We start from the raw sequence: 12672 nt of genomic DNA, 5'->3' as shown, positions 1-12672 counted from the left end.
CAAGCAGGATGGATTCCTGCTTGTTTTTTGTTCCTATTCTAAGTAAATTTTCTTTCCTTTTTGCTTCGGTACGATAATTTGGAGCAGACCGTCATCGTAGCTAGCTTTGACTGTTTTTTCATTGATTGGCTGTGGCAGTGGAATGGTTCTGCTCGACCGCTGCATCGAATGCTGTTTTCTTACCACATCGTGATTCTCATCCTCCTCTGTTAAAGACTCAGATGATTGTACGGAGATGGTTACGTAATGATTCAAAATATCAATATCAATTTGTTCACGCTTGATTCCCGGAAGCTCAGCCTTTATCAGGTATTCCTTTTCCGTTTCGGTAACATCCACATTGAATGAAGAAGCTAAAAAGAACGGCTTATGAAACAGCTCATCTATCTGCTGTAGAAATCCCTTTACCGGTTTCTCATTGAAAAACTGATTAAAAGGTCTCATTAACTCTCCAAAGTGATCATTTTCCTCATTCTTCTTACGCTCCACCATATACTCTTCCCTCCCAGCCAAGAATTTTTCCACTATATCCTATGCCGGCACAGCAAAAATGTGAATAAAACACTGCTTTAGCACTATAAAGCAGCGGGGGACAGTCCCCCAGCGCTTTAATGTGCCAAAGTGTAGGCCTTGATTTAGGTAAATGGCTTTACAAAATACCCTGTGTGGTATATTATTAGGTTCATAAAATAATTTTTACTTTTTTAGGAGAGGGATGGAGAAGGTTGAAGGTTACGGATACTGCACGTGATGAACTTACTTCTTTACTAGAGTCACAGAATAAAGCGGGAGTTCGCCTGTATTTTGCAGGCTTTGGCTGAGGAGGCCCAGAGGTTGGAGTGTCTCTGGATGAGGCACAAGAGAATGATCAGGTAGAAATGATCAATGGAATTCAAATCGCTTTTGAACAAGGAATTCATGAATATGCGACACACCTTACATTAGATTATGACGAGTACCGGGGCTTTGCATTATTAGGAATGCAAGGCTGTTAGATAGCAGGACAGGCAGCCATCACGGCTGCCTGTTTTTAGTTTCGTATCATTTGATTTATTTACTATTTCTATAGAAAATTCAATTTAATAGATTTTTTCTATTGACACTCTATCTTTTTCCTGCAATAATAAACACAATTAAATACTGGTACCTTTAATTCAGTCCAGAGAGGCTGACAAGGACAACGGACATGTATCAATAGACGGGGTATGCTCTATTTCCATACCTTTTAGACTATGATACTTCGAAGAGGTTTATTGTCAGGTAATGGCAGTAAACCTTTTTTTATGCTCCAGTACTTCGGTACCAGTTCCAAAAATAGTATATTGGAGGAATTGGAATGGAAAACAAGGATTTAGAATTCTCATTATCGCCTGTACCAGCATCACACCGGAATGGATTTTGGAAAATACTCGCGGTCATGCTTGGATTGACCTTCTTCTCAGCAAGCATGTGGGCTGGGGGAACGCTTGGAAATGGACTCAGCTTCACAACCTTTATCCTCGTCGTACTGGCAGGAAATCTATTACTTGGTATTTATACCGGAGCCCTTGCCCATATCTCAGCAAAAACAGGCTTATCGACACATCTTTTAACCAAATATGCTTTTGGCGTAAAAGGATCCTATCTATCTTCTTTCCTGCTGGCATCTACACAGGTCGGCTGGTTCGGTGTTGGTGTCGCGATGTTTGCCGTCCCTGTGCATAAAGCAACCGGCATTAATTTATATCTGCTTATTGTACTCGCAGGAATGCTGATGACCTTAACAGCGATTTACGGAATGAAAGCTCTAGCCATACTTGGAATGGTAGCCGTACCTGCCATTACCGTTCTTGGAAGCTACTCTGTTTTTGAAGCAACGGAAAAAATCGGCGGGATGGAAGGCTTAATGGCCTATCAGCCGATCCAAGGCTTAGGAATTGCCGCTGCCTTAACGATTTGTATCGGCTCTTTCGTCAGCGCCGGTACTTTAACACCAGACTTTACCCGCTTTGCCAAAACATCGAAGTCTGCCGTAACGGCAACCGTGATTGCCTTTTTCTTAGGAAATTCGTTGATGTTCTTGTTCGGTGCTGTCGGCGCGATGACTTACGGCAAAGCCGATATCTCCGATGTGATGTTTTTACAAGGGCTAATTTTACCAGCGATTATCGTCCTTGGACTGAATATTTGGACAACAAACGAAAATGCCTTATATGCTTCAAGCTTAGGCTACACAACGATTACAAAGTGGAATAAAAATAAAATCGTTGTCTTCAACGGTGTTCTTGGAACGGTAGCAGCGATGTGGCTCTACAACAACTTTACTGGCTTCTTAACGGTGCTGGGTTCCGCTCTTCCATCCATCGGGGCGATTATTATTGCAGATTACTTTTTCTTAAATCGCGGGAAATATACTAGCTTTGAAAAAATGGAATTTAAATCAGTCAATTGGATGGCGATTGCCGCCTGGGTTGGCGGTGTTGCCGCTGCAGAATTAGTACCAGGCATTGCGCCGGTGAATGGGCTTATTGGGTCAATCATCCTTTATGTAGCGCTTATGAAAAGTGCACCGTTATTCGCACCAAAGTCTGTACGTAAATTAAATGAAAAGGTGAGTTAAGAGATGATTATTAAAAATGCAACGCTTCGAGGAACAACTGGACTATGGAATATCGTGATGACGGACAGTATCATTGCGAAAATAACGCAGGATACGGATTTAGAGACTGGAAATCACGAAATCATCGATGCGGCGGGTTCTCTCGTCCTTCCCCCTTTTATTGATCCGCATATTCACCTTGATACAACGCTAACAGCAGGTGAACCGAAATGGAATCAGAGCGGTACGCTTTTTGAAGGTATTCAAAGATGGTCCGAGCGAAAAGAATCACTAACGTTTGAGGATGTAAAAACGAGAGCGAAAACGGCCTTGAAATGGCAGCTAGCCCAAGGAATTCAGCATGTTCGGACACATGTCGATGTAACGGACCCAACCTTAACGGCGTTAAAAGCGATGCTTGAGGTAAAAGAAGAAATGTCACCATATGTCGACCTTCAGCTTGTCGCTTTCCCGCAGGAAGGAATTCTCTCCTACCCGAATGGTACAGAGCTTTTAGAGGAGTCGTTAAAAATGGGTGCAGATGCAGTCGGCGGCATCCCCCACTTTGAATTTACGCGCGAATACGGTGTCGATTCTATGAAAATCGCGTTTGATTTGGCGGAAAAATATGATCGTTTAGTCGATATTCACTGTGATGAAATTGATGATGAACAGTCACGCTTTGTTGAGGTGGTTGCAAAGGAAGCCTTCGAACGTGGATATGGTGCCCGCACGACGGCCAGTCATACAACGGCAATGGGCTCCTATAATGATGCCTACACGTATAAGCTATTCCGTCTGTTGAAGCTGTCGGAGATTAACTTTGTTTCCAACCCGCTTGTCAATATGCATTTAGGCGGTCGCTTTGATACGTACCCAAAACGCAGAGGTTTAACGCGAGTAAAAGAATTGCTTGAGGCTGGAATGAATGTCAGCTTTGGTCATGATGATATCTTTGACCCATGGTATCCACTAGGAACCGGCAACATGCTGCAGGTCTTGCATATGGGTATTCACGCCTCACAATTGATGGGCTATGAGCAGATTGTGAACTCAATTGACCTCATCACAGCGAACAGCGCCAGAACAATGCATATCGAGGAGCGCTACGGAATCGAAGAAGGCAAACCAGCCAACCTGATTGTGCTTTCGGCCGAAAACGAATACGAAGCCATCCGCAAGCAAGCAACCGTCACGTGCTCAATTCGAAACGGCCAAGTAATCGCCAAAACCGAACCAGCACAAACAACCATCAAACTCGGACAAAAAGAAGAAAAAGTAAACTTCACCAAATAAAAAACAATTAGGGAAAAGACTTTCGTACATTAAAGGAGCGGGGGACAGTCCCCCAGTGCTTTAAAGCGCTGGGGGACTGTCCCCCACCTTGTTACTGCATTAAAGCAAAAAAAGGAAATGATATCTAGCCTTACGCCTATACATCATTGATGGTGAGGAATAGGATGTAACCGTAATGTTAGAGATAATGAATGACTGGAGGAGAGGCTCATCATGTTTAGATTACATCCATTTCCTTTTGAAGATAGGACATCTGGTGTAGGGCCAGCGGGAGCAGCCTTAATTGGAGCCGGATTAAATTATTTAGGTGGTCAGGTACTAGGTGGACCCAATTATTACGGTAGTCCAGCAGGTTATTATGGTTCTGGCTACGGTGGATATGGTGGTCCAGGATACGGAATGGGCTATGGTGGATATAACCCAGGGTATGGGCAGGGATATGGTGGCTATGGAAACCCAGGGTATGGGCAGGGTTATAATGGTTATCCTCACTCAGGCTACGGGCAAAGCTATGGAGGATATGGGAATCCTTGGAATGGCCAAGGCTATGGAATGGGCTACGGATCAGGATATGGGCGCGAACCAGAGGAAGTATTTGATGAATTAGCAACTGAAGTAGATTGGGAATAACCAACGCTTCGTCTAACAAATTTTCAGAATACCTTATCAATATTCAACAACCTATAGACACAAGGGCTCGGACAAAGCCTTGTGTCTTTCAATCCTTATACATATAGCTCCTGAAAACCAAGAAGCCATTTTTCCTTCTACAACAAAAAAAGGGAAGAAAAAGAATCATCCCCACCTTTTCAATATTATGGTAGAATAGCAAGAATAGCATATTTTATTGGGAGGATGTTCGGCTGTGCTAGAATCCTTATTGTTAAATTTTTTAATTTTGCTTTTGCCTGTTTTAGCTTATTTGATCTTCTTCGAGGACCGATTTTATCAATATGTTTTGAGAATGCCGGTTGTTGTCCTTCTTGCCGCAATATCTATGGTCCTAAGTATGTCATTTCCGATTCATTTGGAAAGTGGATTTATTTTTGATTTAAGGCTAATTCCGTTAATCATGGTAGCCCTTTACGGAGGATATAAATACGCCTTTATCCTCTATCTTGTTCTCATTAGCTACCGTTGTTTAATCATTGGTGGTGACGGCTCGATACAGGCCTTTTTATATAATACAGCGTTGTTTCCGTTCATTACGTTATGGAGCAACAAGTTTCGGCAATTGGAACCACGGTCCAGAATTTGTTTGGCTGGTGTCATCGCGTTTTTCTCGATTCTCTTTTATCTCATTACGCTTGCACCGCAAATACCATTAAACCAAGAATTCTGGCTCCTTGTTATTCATTCTTTGACAACCTATTTTTTCATGACAATTATTCTTATGTTTTTAATTGAAAAAATAATTGCCAATGTAAAAGCTCGAGAAGCCTTTTTACACACAGAGCGTTTTCACATCATTAGTGAATTATCCGCCAGTGTTGCCCATGAAATTCGCAATCCATTAACGGTAACCAACGGGTTTCTACAGCTACTAAGGGAGTCAAATGAGATTCCCCAAAAGGAGAAAGAATATATTCACTTTTCCTTGCAGGAATTAAATCGAGCCGAGCAAATAGTCAGTGACTTTCTTGCTTTTTCAAAGCCACAAAGTGAAAACATGGTTTTATCGAATTTTAAAGAAGAAGTCGAGTATACCAAAAATATTCTACTGCCTTACGCTCATATGCATCATGTAGAAATTCAACTCTCTTTTAAAAATTCTCTTCTTAAAAAATATGATAAAAATCAAATCCAGCAATGCTTGATTAACCTCTGTAAAAACGGCATTGAAGCAATGAAAGAAATTGGCGGGACACTCATGATTGCTGTATCAGGGCGAAAGAATCAAATTATCATCGCAATTAAAGACAACGGTATCGGAATGACAGAAGATGAGATTTCCTGGCTCGGCAAGCCATATTATTCTACGAAAAAACATGGAACAGGCCTTGGCATGCTGATGGTTTACAGTACTATCCATAAAATGAAGGGGACGATAAAAGTAGATAGTGAAAAAGGAAAAGGCACCACCTTTACACTTATTATTCCCGTATAAAAAGCTCCTCGCAGCGTTGACTGCGAAAGGAGCTTTTTTTATGTCCGCCATAATGCTTGGTATCTTCCTATATGCTTCAATTGCATTCTACAATTAGAAATTATAACATTCTTATTTTCGCCTTTTTTTACACTTATCCATACCATTTTTTGACAGAAGCATATTTTAATTTTAAGAAGGATGAAAGGAGGGGACTGATTGGAAGAAAGAAGACACCATTATATTCACTTTGACAAAGGCCGGGTTGCTGGAGTGTTTGACGATGATGGTAATTTAATTTTAGATGTAGATAAAGTGATTATCCGCGCAGATGATGTAGTAATCGTAAAAAATGAAGATGATGACAATCATGATCGTAAACATCATGATGACCATGACGATGGACGCCGCGAAAACAGAAGAAATCCATTTTGGTTTTATTAACAAAAGAGCACAGTAGGATTTTCCGCTCTACAAAATTTACCTAAACTTACTTAAATACTACTTAGATGCAAGTTTTCCAGTAAACCTTGCTCCCTTGGTCAAGCCATAGGATTCAATTTATTTGCACCGCTATTTCTAACGGATGCAATCGGTTTCTCATGATTTGCGAACAAATCATACCTTACCGCATAGGTGATACAAGCGAGCTTCCACTTTTTCACCCAGTCCGAGCCAGACAATATTTGTATCTTTTTAGCCATATTAATGGCACTATTTAAGTCACGAACAATGGTATGTCCACAAGAAAGACAAATAAACAAACGAACCTCCGGTTCTTTCTTTTCTTTATGACCACAAACACAACATTCTTTGGTTGTATTTCTTTCGTTTACCATTTTATATTGTTTCCCACGTTTAGAAGCAACCCACTGTAATATTTTACGGAATTCACCAATATGTGTTTGATTCAACATACTTCTTTTCATATTTTTAGAACGAGCTGTGCCATTCGTAGGCGTATAATCACCAATAATCACTAAATCGTAGTGATTATATAACCAATGTGCGATACTATATAACGCGACTTTAATTTGTTCTCGTCGTGTATGGTACGCTTTATTCAAAGTATTATTGTATCGAGCCCATCTTTTGCTTGGCTGCCAGTAAGCGTTGCCGTGTTCTGTTTCTATTTTGATTGATTTTCTCTCGCAAAAATCTCTTTTACTTTTGATTTCATCAATCTTTTGATCCCAGAATTCTGTTTGATAAATTTTACTCATTTCATAGGAAACTCCTTTGTAATCTACTGCTACAAAGAAATTTTTATGATTCGGATCTAAACTAACCCATTTGGTTCCCTTCGGGAACCTTTCTTTTGTTTTTGATTGTTTTTTCTTTTTCTTCGAGTGATAAATCGAATGTGTATGTAATAACTTTTTCTTTAGTTCTTTAAATGTTTTTTCTATTTGTTTTTGTTCTTTTTCCATTGTTTTATATCTTTCAATGGTAAATATCCCATAAAAACGATTTCCTTGTTGTTTGCATAACCGAAAGGTTTTGATTTCTTCTTTTTCTTTAATAAAAAAAGGTTCACGTAACGTTCCGTTTACTGTGAGTTGTTTGCCTGATATATCTTTCCCAAATGAAATCCTAATCGTTTTAGAATCGAGTAATTTAAACCCTTTGTTTGGCTCATCAAAGTATAAAGAAAACCACTTCTCCTTCCAACTACGGAACTTTGGATATCCATTTTGCTTTTTAAAAAAACGGTCATAGGCATCTTTTAAGCGCAAGGCCGTGTTTTTTAACGGGGAAGAATGAACGGTCCGAAGGAATGGATGGATTTTTTTCAATGTTGTAGCGTAATTTCTTAAATTTCGTCCTTCTAACAACTTTAAAGGGGAACCATTCTCATAATCATTTTGGGCAGCTTGAATTAATTGATTATACAGCCAATTACATATTTTACTTTGACCGTCTAAGGCATAAGTGGTTTCTTTTGGAAAAATAATTTCCACCTTACGATTANAGCTCCCCGAAGCATATCGGTGTTAGTCCCGTCCTTCATCGGCTCCTAGTGCCAAGGCATTCACCGTGCGCCCTTTCTAACTTAACCTATACCGGCGAATGATCAGCTTCGAATCTCTTCGTCAGCTCGTCGTTCCGCTTCTCACGTACCAACTACGTACGCTCCGATGCTCACTCTGTCGCTTCCTCGACCTTCTCGCTGCTAATTCACCTATGGTTTATGCTCTTATTAAAAGAGTTTTAAAAAGAACTTACTATTTCAATGATGTCTTGTCATTACATTATCTAGTTTTCAAGGAACAAGGCTACTGACTTCATTCACTTCATGAATGACTTCGTAGCGTTACTTCATGCTGCCTTGCGACGAGCTGAGGAGTTACTTCCCCGAGCTACTGCGGCGCAGGAGCAATGCTTTTTTGAGAGATTATTCTCTCAAAACTAAACAAAGACAGAAAGTCATTTTAACGAACCTTTAGATAAACCAAAGGTTTTCCGTAATATCCTTAGAAAGGAGGTGATCCAGCCGCACCTTCCGATACGGCTACCTTGTTACGACTTCACCCCAATCATCTGTCCCACCTTAGGCGGCTGGCTCCTAGGACAAAACTTAACTTCCTATCAATATAATAAGAGGCTAAGTTTTGTNACTCGAACCTTCGACCCTCTGATTAAAAGTCAGATGCTCTACCGACTGAGCTAATGGCTCTAAAGAAATTCTGGTGCCGGCCAGAGGACTTGAACCCCCAACCTACTGATTACAAGTCAGTTGCTCTACCAATTGAGCTAGGCCGGCATTATGGAAGATTATTTTCATTTCGTGAAAAATTCATGGTGGAGGATGACGGGCTCGAACCGCCGACCCTCTGCTTGTAAGGCAGATGCTCTCCCAGCTGAGCTAATCCTCCGGGTTTGATGTAGTTGTTAGTTGGTTAGTGATTAGTTAGATAGGAAAACTTATGATTCTAACTATTCTTTTCTAATTACTAACAGCTAACTACTATCTTCTAAATGATGACCCCTACGGGATTCGAACCCGTGTTACCGCCGTGAAAGGGCGGTGTCTTAACCGCTTGACCAAGGGGCCAATATTAAAATGTTAAAAAAGAATGAAACAAAAAAGGACCCAATAATGGGTTTGCCTGGCAACGTCCTACTCTCACAGGGGCGCTTGCCCCAACTACCATCGGCGCTGAGAAGCTTAACTTCCGTGTTCGGGATGGGAACGGGTGTGACCTTCTCGCCATTGTTACCAGACTATTTATGCTTGAAGGTTTATTCCCTCAAAACTAGATAATAGACAAGTTCATTGAAATAATGTCCAGCTGCGGCGCCTAGGAGCTCGAGGTCTTAAGCCGTGCCATCAAAAAGGTTAAAGAACAACCTTCTCGCTTGCCCGTNTATACCGACGGTGGTTGCCTGTTGTACGAACGGACTTAATTTTTCCTTCGTTTTCCCACCTTCTTAACGTAGATGTTGCCACTCCTAACATTTCCGCCGCTTCTCTAATTGTGAACATAATAAAAACACCTCACCTTTGTAGATGAAGTGCAACATATTTACTTGCTTAATTTAAGTAATTTAGATTAACTTTGGATAATTTTAAACAAACAGTTATCTAGCCCCTACTGTGCTTTTTTAATAAAAAAGAGACCAAATATATGAATTAGGTCTCTACTATATTATGTATTAATTGTTAAAAATGGCTCCGCAGGTAGGATTCGAACCTACGACCGATCGGTTAACAGCCGATAGCTCTACCACTGAGCTACTGCGGAATAAAGGAGAGTTATTTTGCTTCCGCAAAAAACTTTGATGGGCCTAAATGGACTCGAACCATCGACCTCACGCTTATCAGGCGTGCGCTCTAACCAGCTGAGCTATAGGCCCATTTATGGAGCGGGTGAAGGGAATCGAACCCTCGACAACAGCTTGGAAGGCTGTGGTTTTACCACTAAACTACACCCGCAAAAGATGGCTGGGCTAGCAGGATTCGAACCTACGAATGACGGAGTCAAAGTCCGTTGCCTTACCGCTTGGCTATAGCCCAAAAATGGGGCGGCTGATGGGAATCGAACCCACGAATGTCGGAACCACAATCCGATGCGTTAACCACTTCGCCACAGCCGCCATAATAATCCTAAGTGGAAAGTTATTTTCACTAGCTTGAAAAAAACAATGGTGGAGGGGGACGGATTCGAACCGCCGAACCCAAGGGAGCGGATTTACAGTCCGCCGCGTTTAGCCACTTCGCTACCCCTCCGATATTAATATTAAAAAATGGCGGTCCGGACGGGACTCGAACCCGCGACCTCCTGCGTGACAGGCAGGCATTCTAACCAACTGAACTACCGGACCAAAGTATTTCCAAGTTTCCTTAGAAATACAATTGCGGGGACAGGATTTGAACCTGCGACCTTCGGGTTATGAGCCCGACGAGCTACCAGACTGCTCCACCCCGCGATAATAGAAAATATTCTTTTAAGATATCCATTTGAGAAAATGGCGGAGGAAGAGGGATTCGAACCCCCGCGCGGTTTAACCCGCCTGTCGGTTTTCAAGACCGATCCCTTCAGCCGGACTTGGGTATTCCTCCATGATAAACATATTAAATAGCTTCAAAAGAGACTATTTTGGTGGATCTTGTAGGACTCGAACCTACGACCGGACGGTTATGAGCCGTCTGCTCTAACCAGCTGAGCTAAAGATCCTAAAGATATGGTAGCGGCGATAGGGATCGAACCTACGACCTTTCGGGTATGAACCGAATGCTCTAGCCAGCTGAGCTACACCGCCACAATTCGTAAAAATTAATANTTTTCCATTGTTTTATATCTTTCAATGGTAAATATCCCATAAAAACGATTTCCTTGTTGTTTGCATAACCGAAAGGTTTTGATTTCTTCTTTTTCTTTAATAAAAAAAGGTTANACAGGATTCGAACCTGCGACCCCTTGGTCCCAAACCAAGTGCTCTACCAAGCTGAGCTACTTCCCGTATAAATGGCGCGCCCGAAAGGAGTCGAACCCATAACCTTCTGATCCGTAGTCAGACGCTCTATCCAATTGAGCTACGGGCGCATTAATTGTAAGCTATTTTGCTTTTCAAAAAAACTCTGTTTTTTTTACTTACGTAAGAAACCTTGGTGCCGAGGACCGGAATCGAACCGGTACGGTAGTCACCTACCGCAGGATTTTAAGTCCTGTGCGTCTGCCAGTTCCGCCACCCCGGCAATACTTAGAGCGGAAGACGGGGTTCGAACCCGCGACCCTCACCTTGGCAAGGTGATGTTCTACCACTGAACTACTTCCGCGTATAAGTTGGTTAGTTGTTAGCTAGTTAGTATTTAGAAAACCTTTAGTGCGGGTGAAGGGAGTCGAACCCCCACGCCTTGCGGCGCTAGATCCTAAGTCTAGTGCGTCTGCCAATTCCGCCACACCCGCATATAGAAAATTATTTTGCTTATGCNTAAAGGCTGTGTTAAAGTACATTGTTGATTTTTAGCAGGTTGATTGTAGTGGAAGGCACGAAGACTCCCGCGGGAGAAGCGAGGCAGTCGAGACCCCACAGACACGTAGTGCCCGAGTCGGCTCGGCGGTCGCCCGCAGGAAAGCGAAGTACCTGGAACGAAAATCAACACTCATGTTTAACACAGCCTAAATAAAAAAAGCCTTTTTTCATAAATAAATCTTTTTAAACAAACGTTTGATTAAAGAAAACAGGTTCTATCTTTTGCAAGGAAAGGCCTGACTTCCAGCCTCCACCAAAGCCTGATGACCTTCACTTGCTTTTTTTAGGTATAAAATTCTGTACAAACCGATATTTTTTCCGGTCATACAGGGCGTAGAGAAAGCCAAAAATACTGAAGACAATCGCGCCAAGCAGGTTGACGAACATATCCTTCATCGTGTCAATAATGCCAATATCCAGATAACCTCCGTCAATCACGGTTTCCATCCGATTTCCCGATGCGTCGGTTCCCACAATCACGGTGCGCTCTATAGTCTCAATATGAAAAACGGTGTTTTTTTCCTCGCCGATGCTGACACTGTTAATTTGCTGGACGATTCGGTCCTTCTGCATATCGAGACTCATCCAGCGGTCGGCGTAGTATTCAAGAAACTCCCACATGACACCCACTGTCATCGAAAAGCTGAAGGTGACGATCGCCAGAAACAGCGGAGTCAGCTTCATCCCCTCGGCGTTCTGATTCAACAGGTAGACAAGGGAAAAACCGACACCTGCGGCGAGAAAGCCATTGAGCGTATGGAGAGCAGTATCCCACATTTTGAAGTAACCATAAAAATCGCTCAGCTCCCCCAGAATAGTCGAGCTGAAAATAAAAGCGATTATAATCAGCTCCAGCAGGTTGGGAAATTCAATTTTCAGGACTCGTTCCACAAGTAGCGGTATCGTAAATAAAACGAGCGTCAGCACAAGGATGAAAGCATTCCCCCATCTTTGCATAAATAACTGACTGAGGAGCATAACAACTGCAATCACACGAAAGACAACATATACGGCCACAAGCCCCTTGTTAGCGGTTTTCGTGCTGCTCGTAAAGAATTTTTTGATCGTATTCAAGAGCCTCCTCCTCCCAATCTTTTTAAGAGTTGTTACTCTATTTCATATTTCGCTTATCATTCCCGCTATGAACAGCGATATTCTGGGACGGGGGGACAGGTCCCAGGAGAAAAAAACCAGGATAGGCTACGAAATTCACGGATATATTCCGTGAGGTTGA

10 protein-coding genes, 18 tRNA genes and 1 rRNA gene are annotated in these 12672 nt (G+C 42.1%); 6 read left to right on the top strand and 23 right to left on the bottom strand.

Features of this window, described 5'->3' with window-relative positions; translation table 11 throughout:
- Positions 1-33: 33 nt before the first annotated feature.
- Entirely contained in the window at positions 34-492 is a 459-nt protein-coding gene (locus BQ5321_RS04420; RefSeq protein WP_071393367.1) for an Hsp20 family protein, read from the bottom strand.
- 347 nt (positions 493-839) lie between these two features.
- Here BQ5321_RS04420 and BQ5321_RS24200 point away from each other — a divergent pair, with 347 nt between their 5' ends.
- From BQ5321_RS24200 to BQ5321_RS04390, 6 genes are all read left to right on the top strand, one after another.
- On the top strand, positions 840-995 hold the full coding sequence (locus BQ5321_RS24200) for a hypothetical protein (protein ID WP_159433400.1): 156 nt from the start codon (positions 840-842) through the stop codon (positions 993-995).
- 341 nt (positions 996-1336) lie between these two features.
- The gene (gene codB, locus BQ5321_RS04410) at positions 1337-2599 is read left to right on the top strand and encodes a cytosine permease (RefSeq protein WP_071393366.1); all 1263 of its coding nucleotides are present in this window, start codon (positions 1337-1339) and stop codon (positions 2597-2599) included.
- Between the two features lie 3 nt (positions 2600-2602).
- A complete protein-coding gene (locus BQ5321_RS04405; protein ID WP_071393365.1) occupies positions 2603-3874 on the top strand; it encodes a cytosine deaminase in 1272 nt (423 codons plus the stop codon).
- A gap of 213 nt (positions 3875-4087) precedes the next feature.
- A complete protein-coding gene (locus BQ5321_RS24915; RefSeq protein WP_200798709.1) occupies positions 4088-4504 on the top strand; it encodes a hypothetical protein in 417 nt (138 codons plus the stop codon).
- A gap of 235 nt (positions 4505-4739) precedes the next feature.
- The gene (locus tag BQ5321_RS04395; protein WP_071393364.1) at positions 4740-5981 is read left to right on the top strand and encodes a sensor histidine kinase; all 1242 of its coding nucleotides are present in this window, start codon (positions 4740-4742) and stop codon (positions 5979-5981) included.
- 198 nt (positions 5982-6179) lie between these two features.
- Complete coding sequence (locus tag BQ5321_RS04390; RefSeq protein ID WP_071393363.1) at positions 6180-6404, top strand: hypothetical protein; 225 nt, start codon at positions 6180-6182, stop codon at positions 6402-6404.
- 98 nt (positions 6405-6502) lie between these two features.
- Here the strand turns inward: BQ5321_RS04390 and BQ5321_RS04385 are convergent, their stop codons facing one another.
- The 22 genes from BQ5321_RS04385 to BQ5321_RS04275 all read right to left on the bottom strand — a co-directional run bounded on the left by BQ5321_RS04385 (position 6503) and on the right by BQ5321_RS04275 (position 12512).
- Positions 6503-7921: an RNA-guided endonuclease InsQ/TnpB family protein gene (locus tag BQ5321_RS04385; protein WP_071393362.1), complete on the bottom strand. Its 1419-nt coding sequence runs from the start codon at positions 7919-7921 to the stop codon at positions 6503-6505.
- Between the two features lie 727 nt (positions 7922-8648).
- Positions 8649-8724: transfer RNA gene (locus tag BQ5321_RS04375), tRNA-Thr, on the bottom strand.
- A gap of 36 nt (positions 8725-8760) precedes the next feature.
- Positions 8761-8836: transfer RNA gene (locus BQ5321_RS04370), tRNA-Val, on the bottom strand.
- A 107-nt stretch (positions 8837-8943) separates the two neighbouring features.
- Positions 8944-9015 (bottom strand) — tRNA-Glu (locus BQ5321_RS04365).
- Between the two features lie 53 nt (positions 9016-9068).
- A 5S ribosomal RNA gene (gene rrf / locus BQ5321_RS04360) occupies positions 9069-9185 on the bottom strand.
- A 115-nt stretch (positions 9186-9300) separates the two neighbouring features.
- The gene (locus BQ5321_RS23620) at positions 9301-9447 is read right to left on the bottom strand and encodes a MerR family transcriptional regulator (RefSeq protein WP_084786634.1); all 147 of its coding nucleotides are present in this window, start codon (positions 9445-9447) and stop codon (positions 9301-9303) included.
- A gap of 184 nt (positions 9448-9631) precedes the next feature.
- A tRNA-Asn gene (locus BQ5321_RS04355) sits at positions 9632-9706 on the bottom strand.
- A 38-nt stretch (positions 9707-9744) separates the two neighbouring features.
- A tRNA-Ile gene (locus BQ5321_RS04350) sits at positions 9745-9818 on the bottom strand.
- A gap of 5 nt (positions 9819-9823) precedes the next feature.
- Positions 9824-9897 (bottom strand) — tRNA-Gly (locus tag BQ5321_RS04345).
- Between the two features lie 6 nt (positions 9898-9903).
- A tRNA-Gln gene (locus BQ5321_RS04340) sits at positions 9904-9978 on the bottom strand.
- A gap of 4 nt (positions 9979-9982) precedes the next feature.
- Positions 9983-10058 (bottom strand) — tRNA-His (locus BQ5321_RS04335).
- Between the two features lie 49 nt (positions 10059-10107).
- Positions 10108-10191: transfer RNA gene (locus BQ5321_RS04330), tRNA-Tyr, on the bottom strand.
- A gap of 18 nt (positions 10192-10209) precedes the next feature.
- Positions 10210-10286, bottom strand: a tRNA-Asp gene (locus BQ5321_RS04325).
- A gap of 31 nt (positions 10287-10317) precedes the next feature.
- Positions 10318-10391 (bottom strand) — tRNA-Met (locus BQ5321_RS04320).
- Between the two features lie 40 nt (positions 10392-10431).
- A tRNA-Ser gene (locus BQ5321_RS04315) sits at positions 10432-10524 on the bottom strand.
- Positions 10525-10562: 38 nt separating this feature from the next.
- Positions 10563-10639: transfer RNA gene (locus BQ5321_RS04310), tRNA-Ile, on the bottom strand.
- 8 nt (positions 10640-10647) lie between these two features.
- A tRNA-Met gene (locus BQ5321_RS04305) sits at positions 10648-10724 on the bottom strand.
- Positions 10725-10931: 207 nt separating this feature from the next.
- Positions 10932-11008: transfer RNA gene (locus BQ5321_RS04295), tRNA-Arg, on the bottom strand.
- A gap of 63 nt (positions 11009-11071) precedes the next feature.
- Positions 11072-11160, bottom strand: a tRNA-Leu gene (locus BQ5321_RS04290).
- 9 nt (positions 11161-11169) lie between these two features.
- Positions 11170-11241, bottom strand: a tRNA-Gly gene (locus BQ5321_RS04285).
- A 48-nt stretch (positions 11242-11289) separates the two neighbouring features.
- A tRNA-Leu gene (locus BQ5321_RS04280) sits at positions 11290-11371 on the bottom strand.
- A gap of 337 nt (positions 11372-11708) precedes the next feature.
- Positions 11709-12512 (bottom strand): DUF2238 domain-containing protein, encoded by an 804-nt coding sequence (locus tag BQ5321_RS04275; protein WP_071393361.1) that lies wholly within the window; start codon positions 12510-12512, stop codon positions 11709-11711.
- Between the last annotated feature and the right edge of the window lie 160 nt (positions 12513-12672).

Origin of the sequence: Bacillus tuaregi, from assembly GCF_900104575.1 — a bacterium.
GTDB classification, from domain to species: domain Bacteria; phylum Bacillota; class Bacilli; order Bacillales; family Cytobacillaceae; genus Bacillus_BD; species Bacillus_BD tuaregi.
This window is presented reverse-complemented; position numbering and strand designations above follow the sequence as displayed.

What these genes read in the sequence shown, in the direction of transcription:
- BQ5321_RS04420 (WP_071393367.1), bottom strand. Translation starts at nt 492, where the DNA reads ATGGTGGAGCGTAAGAAGAATGAGGAAAATGATCACTTTGGAGAGTTA.
- BQ5321_RS04405 (WP_071393365.1), top strand. Translation starts at nt 2,603, where the DNA reads ATGATTATTAAAAATGCAACGCTTCGAGGAACAACTGGACTATGGAAT.
- codB (WP_071393366.1), top strand. Translation starts at nt 1,337, where the DNA reads ATGGAAAACAAGGATTTAGAATTCTCATTATCGCCTGTACCAGCATCA.
- BQ5321_RS24915 (WP_200798709.1), top strand. Translation starts at nt 4,088, where the DNA reads ATGTTTAGATTACATCCATTTCCTTTTGAAGATAGGACATCTGGTGTA.